Here is a 12,818-nt window from a genome sequence, read left to right as displayed (position 1 = left end):
CCGCCTCCGTCAACCAGGACCTGCTGCGCCTCGACTACATGCGCCACGTGCACACCAGGGCGGCCGCCGAATCCGACGAGGAACTGACGGCCACTGCTTCCGCCGCCCCGGCCCCCGTGCTGCCCTGACCGCCGCGCTCCTGCCCGCCCGCCCCTCAATCGGCCACGGACACCGACAAGGACCGAGCATGCCCGCAAGCGCACCGACACCGACATCGCCGCCCGCCCCGACACCAGCCCCGACACCGACCGTGCTCGCATGGCGGGATCACGACACGCAGGCCCGTTCACTGCCGGGCATGTCCCTGGGCCGGGTCCCTCTCGCCGCCACTCCCGACGACGCCGCGCACCTGTGGTCCCTCGGCGCGCGGCTCGTCGAACTCGACGTCCCCGTGGACCTGTCCGCGCCCGGACCGGACGCCGCACGCGCGGCGATCGACCGGCTGAGCCTCGTCCGCGACCTGACGGCCCGTGCCGTCCAGGTCGACTGGGATCTGATCCTCCCTCAGGACCAGGCGGACCACCTGTGGAAGGTCCTCTCCCATCTTCAGCCGCCCCGCACGCTCACCGGGCCCACCGACACCGACAGCGCGCTGCACGCCTGGCGGACCCGCCACTACCTCTGCAAGCTGGTGTGGCGTCAGGGTCCCGGCTTCCTGCAGATCCGCGACCGGCGCTGGGGGGATCTGCGGCGGTTCACCGCCGACGAGCCGCGCTACGCGGAAGCCGTCAGCGGGCTCGACCGGGGTCTGCACCACACGGACGTCCCCGCCGGCATCCTGGACGAGTTCGCCTCCGAGCACCTCGTCCTGCGGGTCGACGAGCTGGTGTGGTGGCTTCCGTACCGGGTCTCGCGCTGGCTCCAGGAAGCGATGGCCGTCTGAGCGCGGTCATGAGTGAGGTCTGACATGAGGAGACAGTCCGTGACAGTGACAGCGAGCAAGGGGCGGACCATGCGTCGTGGCACCAGGGCGGCGGCGTTGTGGGTGACCGCGGTCGTCGCGGCGGCCGTGCTGGCGCCGAGCGCGTCCGCGGCCGACGGTCCGTCGTCGCCGAGCGCGCACTCCGCCGTGGCCGCGGGCGCGCTGAGCGATCCGACGCCCGAGGAGCAGGAACGCCTCCGGGAGGTGGCCGGGGCGATCTGGACCCCGGAACTCGCGGCCGGCTGGAACATGAACACCGATGTGGCGAACGTCCTGTCCACGGCCACGGGAGAGATCCTGCGATGCTCCGAGGCGTTCGCCCTGGTGCCCCGCCCACCCGGTTTCGTGCCCGGCGTCGGATACCTCCTCAGCTACTGGCAGAACATCCGCGACTACTTCCGGGCGGTCAGGACCAGCCGCACGTACCGCGCCTGCGTCGTCACCGCCGCCGCCAACCACCGCACGCCCATCGAGCTGGCCTCCATGGGCATCTGACCCGCGCTCTCGCGCCGCGCCTCCGGGTCATCGGGCGGCCCCGTACCCTCCACGCCCGTCCGGGGGCGCTTCGGACGGTGCTCCGTAGTGGGCGGCGATCGCGGCGGCGCGGTCCCGGAGTGAGTCGCGCAACCACTGCGGGGCCAGGGCTTCGGCGTGCCGCCCGAGGCGCCACAGGGCCCATTCGGCGTGCTGCGCGTCCTGGAACGTGACCCGCAGCCGCACTCGGCCGTCCCCGCCGGGTTCGTCGGGCCCACCGGACGCAGCGGGTTCATCGGACGGAGCGGGTTCATCGGGTCGGCCGGGTTCATGAGGTTCTTCGGGGGCGTCGGCGACGACGGTCAGCGCGGTGCCCGCCAACTCCTCCCGCCGCGCCGGGTCCAGCCGCAGCACCACGGTGACCTGGTCGCCGCCGGTGCGGAACCGGGTGCTGCGTTCCTGCCAGATGCGGTCCAGGTCGACCCGGTCGGGGCGCTGCGCCGGCTGGTCGAGTTCCCGCGCGGCGAGGACGCGCGACAGCCGGTAGGTGCGGTCCGCGCCGGAGCGCGTGGCCAGCAGATAGCCCTGGCCGCGCACCGTGACCAGGCCGATCGGGTCCACCGTGCGCCACGTCGGCGCCCGGTCCACGGCCGCGTAACGGATGCGCAGCCGGTGTCCGGCGAACACCGCGCGCCGGATCTCCGTCACGACGGTGTCGGGCACCTCCTCGGCGGTGAGCCTGCGCGAGAGCAGATCGGTCTCCGGTTCGACGAGCAGACGCTGGGCCGCGCCGGCGGCCGTGGCCCGCTGGTTCTCCGGCAGCGCGTCCACGACCTTGCGCATCGCCGAGGCGAGTGCCGCGCCGAGTCCGAACGCCTGCGCGCCCCGCCGCGATCCCGCGACGAGCAGCGCGAGTGCCTCGTCGTGGCTCAGCCCGGTCAACTCGGTCCGGAAACCGGGCAGCAGCGCGAAACCGCCGTGCCGGCCGCGCTCCGCGTACACCGGTACGCCTGCCGCGGACAGCGCCTCGATGTCGCGTAGCACCGTGCGCGGGGACACCTCCAGCTCCCGGGCCAGCGCGGTCGCGGACAGCCGGCCGTGCTGCCGCAGCAGGAGCACCAGGGACACCAACCGGTCGGCGCGCATACGGAGAACCTACCCGGAATACATGACACAGGGTGTCACGTATCCGTTGAGAGGCTCCTCCGCATGACACATGAAGAAGCCCTGACACACGGAGAAACCGCGACACAGCACGAGGCCGCGACGGAGCCGAACGACCTGGGGAGGTACTTCATCGAGCGTGCCAACGCCGGCGATGTCGACGGGTTGGTGGCGCTGTACGAGCCGGACGCCGTGCTGGCCTTTCCGCCGGGCGGCCTCGCCACCGGACACGCCCGGATCCGTGAGGTGTACGAGCAGTTCGTCGCGGCCGCGCCCGTCCTTGAGCCGGGCCGGCAGCACCCGCCCCTGATCACCGGCGATCTGGCTCTGACGGCCTGCACGCTGGCCAACGGTGAGATCACCGTGGAGATCGCCCGCCGTCAGCCCGACGGATCCTGGCTGTGGGTGGCCGACCAGCCCGCGATCACCGCCTGACCGTGTCCCGGCGAAGGGTGCCGCGCGGGGAACGCGTCACTCCGGCCGTTCCCTTCGCCGGGGAGTCGGTGGTGGCCTGCGGGTGGAGCGGCGGGGGATGAGGACGGGCTGGACGATCCGGTGGCGGTTCACCCCGCCGCGGGCGTTGATGAGGGAGATCAGCAGGTCGACCACTTCGACGCCCACCCGGTCCGGGCGCAGGCTGAGCGTGGTGAGCGACGGGTTCGTCGTCGCGTACTCCGGGTCCTCGCTGACGCAGGCCACCAGCAGGTCCCGGGGCACCCGCAGGCCGCGGTGCCGGGCGGCGGCGAGGATGTTGTGGCCGGAGTCGGAGTAGACGCCGACGACAGCGTCCGGGCGGGGGTCACGGTCGAGGAGTCGGCCGACCGCTTCCCGTTCGGCCGTGAAGTAGTCGGGCACGGCGTACTCCTCGACGAGGGCGGGCATGTCGTGCTCGGCGCACCAGGACGCGTAGGCCCGTCCGATCAGCTGCGAGTACGCGTCGTCGTGGGCCGGCTGGGAGAGCGCGATGCGCCGGGCGCCGGACTCGACGAGATGGCCGAGCAGGAGGCTCATGCCCATGTCGTGGTCGGTGTCCACCCACGCGTCGTTCCAGTGCGGCTGGAGCGGCCGGCCGTCGGTGACCATCGGGATGCCCCGCTCCCGCAGCAGGGAACGCACCGGGTCGTCGGTGCGCGGATCCACGTGGATGACGCCGTCCATCGGCATGTTGAGCCACATCCACGGCGACAGGGAGTTCGGCATCACCATGAGCATGTAGCCGCGCTCGTGCGCCGCCGCCATCGCGCTCAGCGTCAACTGCGCGTAGTAAGGGATCTCGGTGTACGAGACGGGCAGGTCGCCGTAGGCCGTGGTGGTCAGGCCGAGCACTCCCGTGCTGCCGCGGGCCACCGCGCGGGCCGTGCTGGCCTGGGCGTGGCCCAGTTCGCGTGCCGCGGTGAGCACGCGCTGCCTGGTCGCCTCCGACAGCCGTCCGGTGCCGTTCAGGGCGTTGGACACGGTGGCCGTGGACACCCCGGCCCGTTCGGCCACGGCACCGAGTGTGGGGCGCTGCCAGACCCGCGAGATCGTCATCTCTTACCTCAACAGCCCTGCACGGCTTGTGGTTAAGACATTAATCACACAGCGTACCGGCCACGGCGGCCGGGGCGGTCGCGGGGTGAACCGGGCGCGTACCGGCCACGTAAAGCTTTCGAATACGCCAAGTTCCGGATTGTGCCGGGATCGCGGCTGTATCAGGTTAGGACGCTCGGGGCCGCGTTTCGCCGGGTGCCGGGCACGAGTACCTCACATGAGCAAAAAGGGGAAGCGGTGGAGGCGACGATTTCACGGGTGCGACAGAGCACCATACCTCCGGTCATAGCGGCGCGCTGGGCGCTGTGGACGTTCGTCATCGTCAACGTGGTGATCGTCGAGATCTTGTTCCTCACCGCCGGGACCGGCAAGAACGGGACGCTCACGGTCGCCAAGTTCTTCGGTCTGCACGCCGCGGTGCTGATGCTGTTCCAGCTGTTGCTGGTGGCCCGGCTGCCGTGGCTCGACCGGCGCATCGGCATGGACCGGCTGACGGTGTGGCACCGCTGGGTCGGCTTCACCCTGCTGTGGACCCTCCTCACGCACGCCGTGCTTGTGGTGCTGGGCTACGCGCGGCTCGACGACGCGTCGATGACGAAGACGTTCTTCGCCCTGGCCGGGGTGCCGGCGTCGCTGCTCGGGATGCTGGCCGCGGCGATCGTCGTCGTCATCGCCGCGGTCTCCGCCCGGCAGGTGCGGCGGCGGCTGCGGTACGAGACGTGGCACGCCCTGCACCTGCTGCTGTACGTGGCGTTGGGGCTGGCGTTCGTGCACCAGCTGCAGGAGACGACGACGTTCAGCTCCTCCGCGTTCGCGACGGTCTACTGGTGGGCGCTGTGGCTGTTCGCGTTCGGCGCGCTGGTGACGGGGCGGATCGTGATGCCGGTGTGGCGCAACGCCTATCACCGGTTCGAGGTCGCGGCCGTGGTGCCGGAGTCGGACTCCGTGGTGTCGGTGCACGTCACCGGACGCCACCTCGACAAACTGCCCGCGCGGGCCGGTCAGTTCTGCATCTGGCGGTTCCCCGGACACAACCACTGGTGGCTGGCCAACCCGTTCTCCCTGTCGGCGGCGCCGGACGGCCGCACCCTGCGGCTGACCGCCAAGGCGGTCGGCAGCGCCAGCGCCGGGCTGCGGCACGTCCCGGTCGGGAGCCGCGCGTTCGTCGAGGGGCCGTACGGGGCGTTCACGTCGCTGCACCGGACGCGGCCCGGCGCGCTGCTGATCGCGGGCGGGGTGGGGATCACTCCGGTGCGCGCTCTGCTGGAGGAGGAGGCGGCCGACGACGTCGTCGTCCTCTACCGGGTGCGCAGCGAGGAGGACGCCGTACTGGGCGACGAGGTACGGACGCTGGTGGGTGACCTCGGTGGGCGGCTGCACCTGCTCGCCGGCCGCACCGGGGAGGGCGCCCCGCCGTTCGACCCGGAGAACCTGCGGGCGCTGGTTCCCGACGTGGCCGAACGCGATGTGTACGTGTGCGGTCCGCCGGCGATGACCACGGCCGTGCTCACCTCGCTGCGCGCGCTGAAGGTTCCCCCGCGGCAGGTGCACGCCGAACGGTTCGGGCTGGCCTGACAGGGTCGGTGAGGGGTGGACGGAGCGCCGTGGCCGCCGAGGAGGCGGGCCGCGGCGCTCCGTCGTGTGTCACTTGAGGGCGACGCTTCGGGCGGGTTCCTGGCGCGGCTGGTGCTGTTCGTTCCAGAGGGCGGCGAGTTCGCCGAGGGCGCTGCTGACGCGGCCGAGTTCCCAGAGGAGGTAGAGGCCCGCCCCGGCGAAGGGAAGCCAGGTGCCGAAGTGGAAGACGAGGACCGGCATGTACAGCAGGCCGACCACGACGAGGACCTTGAGGACGATCTCGGCCAGGTACGTCTGCCCGCGTGCGACGGCGACACGCTCTCCGCGGCCGTGGGTCCACTGCAGGCGCGATCTCATGGCTGCCTCCTCGGGCGCGTCCCGGCGACTGTCCGCACGGTAACCGGGGCCGGGGAGGGTCACAAGCGCTTGTCCGGCGGTGGCGGTGGGCCGGCTGCGGTTAGAGTCCGGGCAGCACGCGTCGAAGGGGAGAGCCATGGCCAAGGTCAACGTCAGTCTGGATGCCGAACTGGTGGTGGAGGTGATGGTCCTGGCCGGGGTGGGATCGCCCCAGGACGCCGTGGAACTGGTCGTGCGGGACTACATCGCCCGTGGCCATCGCACGGAGGCGCGGGTCGAGCGGACCGACCAGAACCTGCGCGAGGTAGAGGTGAGGCCGCAGGACCCGCAGGGCTGATCACGGCCGGGGTCCGCCGCACGGGTCGGCCACTGGTCGCCGTAGGGCGCAAGGAACACGTGGGGCCCCGCACCTGGTGTGCGGGGCCCCACGTGGTGGGTGGGTCAGGGGCAGCCGATGCGTGTGTCGCCCGGGTCCGTGGTGCAGGTGTCCGTGTGGGGGCCGCCGTTGGCGGTGTCGTTGCCGGCGACGTTGTCGACGGTGCTGAGGTTGTCGGTGCCGTAGTTGCCGATCAGGGTGTCGTTGCCCGGGCCCCCGTTGAGGGTGTCGTTGCCGAAGCCGCCGTCTATGCGGTCGTTGCCGCAGCCGCCGTGGACGGTGTCGTTGCCCGAGCCCGCGTTGACCGTGTCGTCACCGCCGAGGGCGCAGATCACGTCGTTGCCGGAGGTGCCGGTGATGGTGTCGCTGCCGCTGGTGCCGCTGGCTCACCCGCACCGCCCCCATGGCGCGCAGCGCCAGTGCCCATACGATCGCCGCCTCCATGCTCGGCGGCGTCGCTGCGGGCCCCCGCCCTCGGCGCGATGATCCAGTGGGCGGGAGCACGCTCCGTGCCCCTCGTGCTGTGTGTGATCGCGCTGCTGTGCCTGGTGTCGTCGATGTGGATCGACAGGACCCCGCGGCCGAGGGGGCGGGGCGAGGCGGCCTCGTCCCGCAGGAGGCGACACCACCATGACATCGACACCCGCTCCGCGCATTCCCCCGCGACTTCCCCCGCGATCTCTTCACGAATCAGTGCGCCAATGACCGTAAACCGGTCTCTGAGTACGATTCAACTCTCGCGCGACAGGCTGTCTTTGGCCATGATGAGCCCGGGGACAGTTCAGGGGGAAGATCGCCATGAGTGAGAAGCGCCGACCCGGTCAGGACACGGGTCAGGACACTCCGTCACCTCGCCGCGCCGAGGTCCGGACCGCACCACTGCCACCCGTGAACGGCTGAAGTCACCCGCAGATTGCGACACGGCACCCCCACTGGGGTGTGCCGACGATCCGCCGCGCCAACACCAGGGAGACTGGTATGTCACGTACAGAACAAGGTCAGCTCGACAGGCGACGGTTCCTGTCCCGGCTGGGGGCCGGGACCGTAGCGCTGGTGGCCGGTTTCGACCTGGTGGGACGCCAGTGGGTGGCCGAAGCCGCCGACAGCGCCTCGTTCGCCGCGGTCCCGCCTCTCGACGGCACCCTCACGTTCGACCCGGACGTCCTCACGGCGAACTCCCACGACCAGGGCAACATCGTCGTGAGAAGACCCTGCGCGGTACTCAGACCGGGCTCGGTGAAGGACATCCGGAAGATGCTCGCCTACTGCTCGGCCCACGGCATCAAGACCGCGCCGGCCGGCGCGCATCACGCGATGTTCGGTCAACCGCTCGTCAGCGGCGGACTGGTCATCGAGATGGAGTCGCTGCACACGATCCACTCGATCGGCACGGACAGCGCCGACGTCGACGCGGGCGTGCTGTGGAAGGACCTCGTCGAGGCGGCGTTCCGACAGGGCCTCAGGCCGGCGTCGATCACCAGCTACCTCGGGACCACCGTCGGCGGGACCCTCTCGATGGGCGGCATCGGGATGATGTCGTCGTACCGGGCGGGCGCCCAGGTCGACCATGCCCGCAAGCTCGAGATGGTCACGGGCGACGGGCGGCTGCTGCAGTGCTCCGGCACCCAGAACGCCGACCTGTTCGAGGCGGCGCTCGGGGGACTCGGCCAGTGCGGTGTGATCACACGGGCGACCGTGGACCTGGTGCCCGCCAAGCAGTCGGCCCGTACGTACCGGATCGGGTACACGGACGTCGCCGCGTTCTTCCGGGACGTCAGGATCCTGGCGAACCGCGGTGAGTTCGACTCCCTCGGCAGCATTCCGCAGCCCGGCACGGCGCAGCCGCTGACGCTGTGGGCCACCGTCTTCCACGACGCGGGCGAGGTGCCCGACGCGTCGTACCTGCTGCGCGGCCTAAGCCCCGCCGCGGCGGGCGCCGCCTTCGAGGACTACGGCTTCCTCGACTACATCCTCCTGGTCACCCGCATGTACGACTCGTTCGCGGCGAACCTGGGCTGGGACGCGAAGGTCAAGCCGTGGCTGGACCTGTTTCTGCCGGACGACGCCGTCGAGGACTTCGTCTCCTCGGTGTTCCCGTCGCTGACGCCGGAGGATCTGGGCCCGACGGGGTTCGGCCTGATCTTCCCGATGCTGCGCTCGACCTACGGACGGCCGCTGCTGCGGCTGCCCGGCTCCTCGGGCGGCCCCTGGGTGTGGCTGGTCAGCGTCCTGACCGACTCGGCCGGACCCGGCCCCGACCCCGACTTCGCGTCGCGGATGACGGACCGTAACTACCGGCTCTACCAGCAGGCGGCGGCCGTCGGCGGGACCCGCTACCCGCACGGCGCCTGCCCGTTCACCCAGGCCGACTGGCAGGCCCACTACGGCTCGATGTGGCCGCGACTGGTGACGTGGAAGAACCGCTACGACCCCAAGGGCATCCTCACCCCCGGCCCGGGCATCTTCTGACCTTCCGGCTCGGCACGCGAGGGCGGTACGGACCGTCCCGTGATGGAGCGACTTCAGGACACGGGGATCCCCTCGTCGGAGCCCCGTGTCCGCCCCTCCGGGCGCCTCTTTCGCCCCAGTAGGGAACCCCGGTCACGTCCGTCACCGGAGCCCCTCACCCTTCACCTTTGCGTAACCGTTCCTGTTCACCCCGTTGACATCATGCGCACCGTGTCCCTATGGTCACGCAAACATTCGACCGTGTGACGACTTATCGAACGGTTTGAAAGACAAGTGTCCTGCGCATCACCGGAATCAGCCGCCCCGTGGCCGGAACGCCGCGGCGCGGCCCGACGTACGTACCGGTGCGCATCGGCACAGGGAGCACGGGAGCCGGCGGACCCCGGATGCCGGGTGGCCCGCGCCTCGATCACGCTTGCCGAAGCCCGGCCCCCACGGCGCGGCCGGCTCGGTCTCGCTCTGCCCTCCCCAGGCAGCGCCGCATCGACAGCTGACAAGCCGTCCTGCTCTCAACGACGAGAAGAACAAGGAACGATCACATGCACACCCGAAGAGCCGCCCTCTCCACGATCGCCGGAGCCGTCTCGCTCGCCCTCACCCTGTCCGCGTGCGGTCAGGACGACGGGGGAGCTTCGGCGGACGGTTCCGAGGGCGGCACCATCGGCGTCGCGATGCCGACCCGGGCCTCCGAACGCTGGCTCACCGACGGCAAGAGCGTCGTGGACGACCTCGCCGGCAAGGGTTACAAGACCACGCTGGTCTACGGCGACGACGACCCGAAGCGGCAGGTCGCCCAGATCGAGAAGCTGATCGAGCAGGGCGTCGACGCGCTGATCATCGCGGCGATCGACAACAAGTCGATGGACAGCGTGCTCAAGAAGGCCGCCGACGCGAAGATCCCGGTGATCTCCTACGACCGGCTGATCCTCGACACGAAGAACGTCGACTACTACGTGTCCTTCGACAACGAGCAGGTCGGCCGACTCCAGGCCCGCTACATCATCGACGAGCTCGGTCTCGAGGACGGCAAGGGTCCGTTCAACATCGAGCTGTTCGCCGGTTCACCGGACGACAACAACACCCGGTACTTCTACGACGGCGCGATGCACCTGCTGAAGCCGTACCTCGACACCAAGCAGCTGGTCGTCCGGTCCGGCGAGACCGACATGGACCAGGTCACCACGCTGCGCTGGGACGGGCCGACCGCGCAGAAGCGCATGAACAGCGTGCTCACCAAGGCGTACCGCAGCGCCACGGTCGACGCGGTCCTGTCGCCGTACGACGGCATCTCCATCGGTGTCCTGAACTCGCTCAAGGCACACGGCTACGGCTCCGCCGCCAAGCCCCTGCCGGTCATCACCGGTCAGGACGCCGAACTGGCGTCGGTGAAGTCGATCATCGCGGACGAGCAGTCACAGACCGTCTACAAGGACCTCCGGCTGCTCGCCGAGATGGCCGCGGACATGGTCGACGACGTCCTCAACGGCAAGACGCCGAACCTGAACAGCAGGCGGGCCTACAACAACGGCGCCAAGCCCGTGCCCGCGTACCTGCTCCAGCCGACGAGCGTCGACAAGAGCAACTACAAGGACGTGCTGGTGGCCGGCGGCTACTACACGGCGGCCGAACTCAAGTAGCGGCACGGGGCGGCGGTCCGGGCCGACGAGGCCCCACACACGCCCGTGGACGCCCGCAACACACGCCCGTGGACGCCCCGCACGAAGCCCGCCGGCGGCCCCGTACGCGCCGGGCGCGGCCTCCCTCAGGGCCGCGCCGGGCGGGGCGGGAGAAGCGCCTCCAGGAGGGTGGGGAGGCGCCGGGGGAAGTCCTCGGGGAAGTCGTGGCCGAGGCCGGGGACGGACTCCAGGGTCACGTCGGCGCCCACCCCGGTGAGCAGCGCGTGGGCTTCGAAGATCTCGGGGGCGATGTCGTCGTCCCGCTCCCCCACCAGCATCCGGCCGCTCAGGGCCCCCTGCGCGGCCCTGGCGAGCCGTTCCCCGTCGAGGTGGGCGGAGGTGAGCGCCGGGCCCACCGCGAGGAATCCGCGGGGGCGTACGGGCGCGTCCGACAGGGCCCACAGGACGGCCGCGCGGGCGCCCGCCGAGAAGCCCGCCGCCAGCAGCGGCAGCGAACCGTCGGCCTCGTCCACCTCGGCGAGGGCGGCGGTGACGTCCCGTACGGCGACACCGGCGTCCGGCCAGCTGCGGTAGAGCGGGGTCGACCGCTGCGAGGAGTCGACGGCGACCAGCACGAACCCGGCCTCCACCGCCGCCGCCCACTGGTGCGCGGCCAGCGCCGCGTCCTGGTCGGCCCCGTGAAGGGCGACCAGCACCCCGCGCGCGGGGCCCCGCGGCCGTCGTACGAGGGGCGGGAACGGAACGGCGTTCGCGTCGGCGTGCCGGGCGGTGGACTCCTTCAGCAGGGCGTCGAAGCCCGGCAGGTCCCGTACGTCGGCCAGGTCGTCGTCCTCGACGAGGATCACCGGGCTCCACCAGGCGCCGTCGCCGAGCGCGGCGCGCAGCTCCGCGAGCGCGTCCTCGGGGCGCCCGGTGAGTGCCAGCAGACAGGCGGTCAGATGCGCGAGGTCCGCGCGCCGCCGGGACAGTCCGGGAGCCGCGTCCGTCACGGCCTTCAGCGCCTCGTCCAGCCGCCCCTCGCCGTACAGCCGCGTCACCCTCGCGTCCAAGGCACGGTAACGCGCCTCCTGGCCCTCGCCGTTCTGATCACCCATGACCCCATCGAAGCACAGCGGCCGACCGGCCGTCCGGCCAGGATCCGCGCCCGCGGGGAACGGATACGCCACCTGGATCGTCCATTGATTCGTCGACCGGTTCGTCAACTGGCGTGCGGCGCGGGGGTGTCGGGGCGTAGGTTGTCTGTTGAAACGTCAAATGCTTCGGTGGAAAGACGGACGCCACTCATGACCGAACACGCGAGCACGCCCGGACCGGCGGCGCACCAGAGGATCGACACGTCGGTGCCGCACTCGGCCCGTATCTGGAACTACTGGCTGGGCGGCAAGGACAACTACCCGGTCGACGAGGAGGCGGGCGACGCCTACACCAAGGTGTTCCCCGGCATCGTCACCATCGCGCGCAGCAGCCGGGCGTTCCTGCGCCGCAACATCACGTACCTGGTGGCGGAGGCGGGGATCCGCCAGTTCCTCGACGTGGGTACGGGGCTGCCGACCGCGAACAACACGCACGAGGTCGCGCAGCGGATCGCGCCCGAGTCGCGGATCGTGTACGTCGACAACGACCCGCTGGTCCTGGCGCACGCCCGCGCGCTGCTCTACTCCACGCCGGAGGGGGCGACCGCGTACGTCGACGCCAACGTGCTGGAGCCGGACCGCATCCTCGCGGCCGCCGCAGAGACGCTGGACTTCGGCCGGCCCACCGCTCTCATCCTCAGCAACATCCTGGGTCATGTCGCCGACCACGAGCAGGCCCGTTCCATCGTCACCCGGCTGATGGCGGCCCTGCCGTCGGGCAGTTACCTCTCCGTCAACGACGGCTCCCTCGGCATCGATCCCGTCTTCGAGCAGGCCCAGGAGGCCTACAACAGCAGCGGTGCCGTGCCGTACAACCTGCGGACCCCCGAGCAGATCACCGCCTACTTCGACGGCCTGGAGCTCATCGAACCCGGCGTGGTGTCGGTCACGCAGTGGCGTCCGGGGCCGGACGACGCGGCGCCCGAGCTCATCGGCGAGCACGGAGGTCTGGCCCGCAAGCCCTGACAGCCGCGGTGCGGCGGGCGCCCTGAGCTGCCGCGCACGTGCTGAGGCGCACAGGCTGAAACGCACGGGCCGAGGCGCGACGTGCTGGGGCGAGGGGCGGAGGGCCGGGGGCGGGGGCGCGTTCGGGTCGCGGGCCGGGCGGGCTGGTCGTAGACCTGACGTATGGTGCTGCGACCGCCGGTGGAGCCGATGCTGGCGAAGGCCCGGGAACGGAT

The 12,818-nt window shown here is 71.1% G+C and carries 12 protein-coding genes and 1 pseudogene; 8 read left to right on the top strand and 5 right to left on the bottom strand.

Features of this window, described 5'->3' with window-relative positions:
• Positions 1 to 187 precede the first annotated feature (187 nt).
• Both AOK15_RS14270 and AOK15_RS14265 read left to right on the top strand, forming a co-directional pair.
• Positions 188 to 883, top strand: coding sequence for a DUF5825 family protein (locus AOK15_RS14270; RefSeq protein ID WP_063798983.1), 696 nt, complete (start codon positions 188 to 190; stop codon positions 881 to 883).
• 39 nt (positions 884 to 922) lie between these two features.
• Complete coding sequence (locus tag AOK15_RS14265) at positions 923 to 1,417, top strand: hypothetical protein (protein WP_240508429.1); 495 nt, start codon at positions 923 to 925, stop codon at positions 1,415 to 1,417.
• A 27-nt stretch (positions 1,418 to 1,444) separates the two neighbouring features.
• On the opposite strand, the gene AOK15_RS14260 is transcribed toward AOK15_RS14265, so the two are convergent.
• A complete protein-coding gene (locus tag AOK15_RS14260; RefSeq protein WP_055516545.1) occupies positions 1,445 to 2,542 on the bottom strand; it encodes a helix-turn-helix transcriptional regulator in 1,098 nt (365 codons plus the stop codon).
• Positions 2,543 to 2,605: 63 nt separating this feature from the next.
• Between AOK15_RS14260 and AOK15_RS14255 the strand changes: the two genes are divergently transcribed.
• Positions 2,606 to 2,995, top strand: coding sequence for a YybH family protein (locus tag AOK15_RS14255; protein WP_055516542.1), 390 nt, complete (start codon positions 2,606 to 2,608; stop codon positions 2,993 to 2,995).
• A gap of 36 nt (positions 2,996 to 3,031) precedes the next feature.
• On the opposite strand, the gene AOK15_RS14250 is transcribed toward AOK15_RS14255, so the two are convergent.
• A complete protein-coding gene (locus AOK15_RS14250; RefSeq protein ID WP_055516540.1) occupies positions 3,032 to 4,090 on the bottom strand; it encodes a LacI family DNA-binding transcriptional regulator in 1,059 nt (352 codons plus the stop codon).
• Positions 4,091 to 4,348: 258 nt separating this feature from the next.
• Here AOK15_RS14250 and AOK15_RS14245 point away from each other — a divergent pair, with 258 nt between their 5' ends.
• Positions 4,349 to 5,665: a ferredoxin reductase family protein gene (locus AOK15_RS14245; protein ID WP_055516538.1), complete on the top strand. Its 1,317-nt coding sequence runs from the start codon at positions 4,349 to 4,351 to the stop codon at positions 5,663 to 5,665.
• 69 nt (positions 5,666 to 5,734) lie between these two features.
• Here AOK15_RS14245 and AOK15_RS14240 read toward each other — a convergent pair whose 3' ends face one another.
• Positions 5,735 to 6,022 (bottom strand): hypothetical protein, encoded by a 288-nt coding sequence (locus AOK15_RS14240; protein ID WP_055516536.1) that lies wholly within the window; start codon positions 6,020 to 6,022, stop codon positions 5,735 to 5,737.
• A 136-nt stretch (positions 6,023 to 6,158) separates the two neighbouring features.
• Here AOK15_RS14240 and AOK15_RS14235 point away from each other — a divergent pair, with 136 nt between their 5' ends.
• Entirely contained in the window at positions 6,159 to 6,359 is a 201-nt protein-coding gene (locus tag AOK15_RS14235; protein WP_055516534.1) for a type II toxin-antitoxin system VapB family antitoxin, read from the top strand.
• 104 nt (positions 6,360 to 6,463) lie between these two features.
• On the opposite strand, the pseudogene AOK15_RS48795 reads toward AOK15_RS14235, so the two are convergent.
• Positions 6,464 to 6,766, bottom strand: a pseudogene (locus AOK15_RS48795) (calcium-binding protein); the annotation flags it as partial.
• 610 nt (positions 6,767 to 7,376) lie between these two features.
• On the opposite strand from AOK15_RS48795, the gene AOK15_RS14225 reads away from it, so the two are divergent.
• Positions 7,377 to 8,867, top strand: coding sequence for an FAD-binding protein (locus tag AOK15_RS14225; RefSeq protein ID WP_055516530.1), 1,491 nt, complete (start codon positions 7,377 to 7,379; stop codon positions 8,865 to 8,867).
• Positions 8,868 to 9,406: 539 nt separating this feature from the next.
• The gene (gene chvE, locus AOK15_RS14220) at positions 9,407 to 10,504 is read left to right on the top strand and encodes a multiple monosaccharide ABC transporter substrate-binding protein (RefSeq protein ID WP_055516528.1); all 1,098 of its coding nucleotides are present in this window, start codon (positions 9,407 to 9,409) and stop codon (positions 10,502 to 10,504) included.
• A 125-nt stretch (positions 10,505 to 10,629) separates the two neighbouring features.
• Here the strand turns inward: chvE and AOK15_RS14215 are convergent, their stop codons facing one another.
• Positions 10,630 to 11,598, bottom strand: coding sequence for a serine aminopeptidase domain-containing protein (locus AOK15_RS14215; protein WP_055516525.1), 969 nt, complete (start codon positions 11,596 to 11,598; stop codon positions 10,630 to 10,632).
• A 189-nt stretch (positions 11,599 to 11,787) separates the two neighbouring features.
• On the opposite strand from AOK15_RS14215, the gene AOK15_RS14210 reads away from it, so the two are divergent.
• Positions 11,788 to 12,603: an SAM-dependent methyltransferase gene (locus AOK15_RS14210; RefSeq protein ID WP_055516523.1), complete on the top strand. Its 816-nt coding sequence runs from the start codon at positions 11,788 to 11,790 to the stop codon at positions 12,601 to 12,603.
• Positions 12,604 to 12,818: the final 215 nt, after the last annotated feature.

Source organism: Streptomyces ossamyceticus, from assembly GCF_001418475.1.
In the GTDB taxonomy this organism is placed as follows: Bacteria; Actinomycetota; Actinomycetes; order Streptomycetales; family Streptomycetaceae; genus Streptomyces; species Streptomyces ossamyceticus.
The sequence above is the reverse complement of the archived record's forward strand: the minus strand, read 5'-3'. Positions and strand labels throughout refer to the sequence as shown.

Coding starts and splice junctions, on each gene's coding strand:
- AOK15_RS14250 (WP_055516540.1), bottom strand. CDS start 4,090: ATGACGATCTCGCGGGTCTGGCAGCGCCCCACACTCGGTGCCGTGGCC.
- AOK15_RS14225 (WP_055516530.1), top strand. CDS start 7,377: ATGTCACGTACAGAACAAGGTCAGCTCGACAGGCGACGGTTCCTGTCC.
- chvE (WP_055516528.1), top strand. CDS start 9,407: ATGCACACCCGAAGAGCCGCCCTCTCCACGATCGCCGGAGCCGTCTCG.
- AOK15_RS14240 (WP_055516536.1), bottom strand. CDS start 6,022: ATGAGATCGCGCCTGCAGTGGACCCACGGCCGCGGAGAGCGTGTCGCC.
- AOK15_RS14270 (WP_063798983.1), top strand. CDS start 188: ATGCCCGCAAGCGCACCGACACCGACATCGCCGCCCGCCCCGACACCA.
- AOK15_RS14210 (WP_055516523.1), top strand. CDS start 11,788: ATGACCGAACACGCGAGCACGCCCGGACCGGCGGCGCACCAGAGGATC.
- AOK15_RS14215 (WP_055516525.1), bottom strand. CDS start 11,598: ATGGGTGATCAGAACGGCGAGGGCCAGGAGGCGCGTTACCGTGCCTTG.
- AOK15_RS14260 (WP_055516545.1), bottom strand. CDS start 2,542: ATGCGCGCCGACCGGTTGGTGTCCCTGGTGCTCCTGCTGCGGCAGCAC.
- AOK15_RS14255 (WP_055516542.1), top strand. CDS start 2,606: ATGACACATGAAGAAGCCCTGACACACGGAGAAACCGCGACACAGCAC.
- AOK15_RS14235 (WP_055516534.1), top strand. CDS start 6,159: ATGGCCAAGGTCAACGTCAGTCTGGATGCCGAACTGGTGGTGGAGGTG.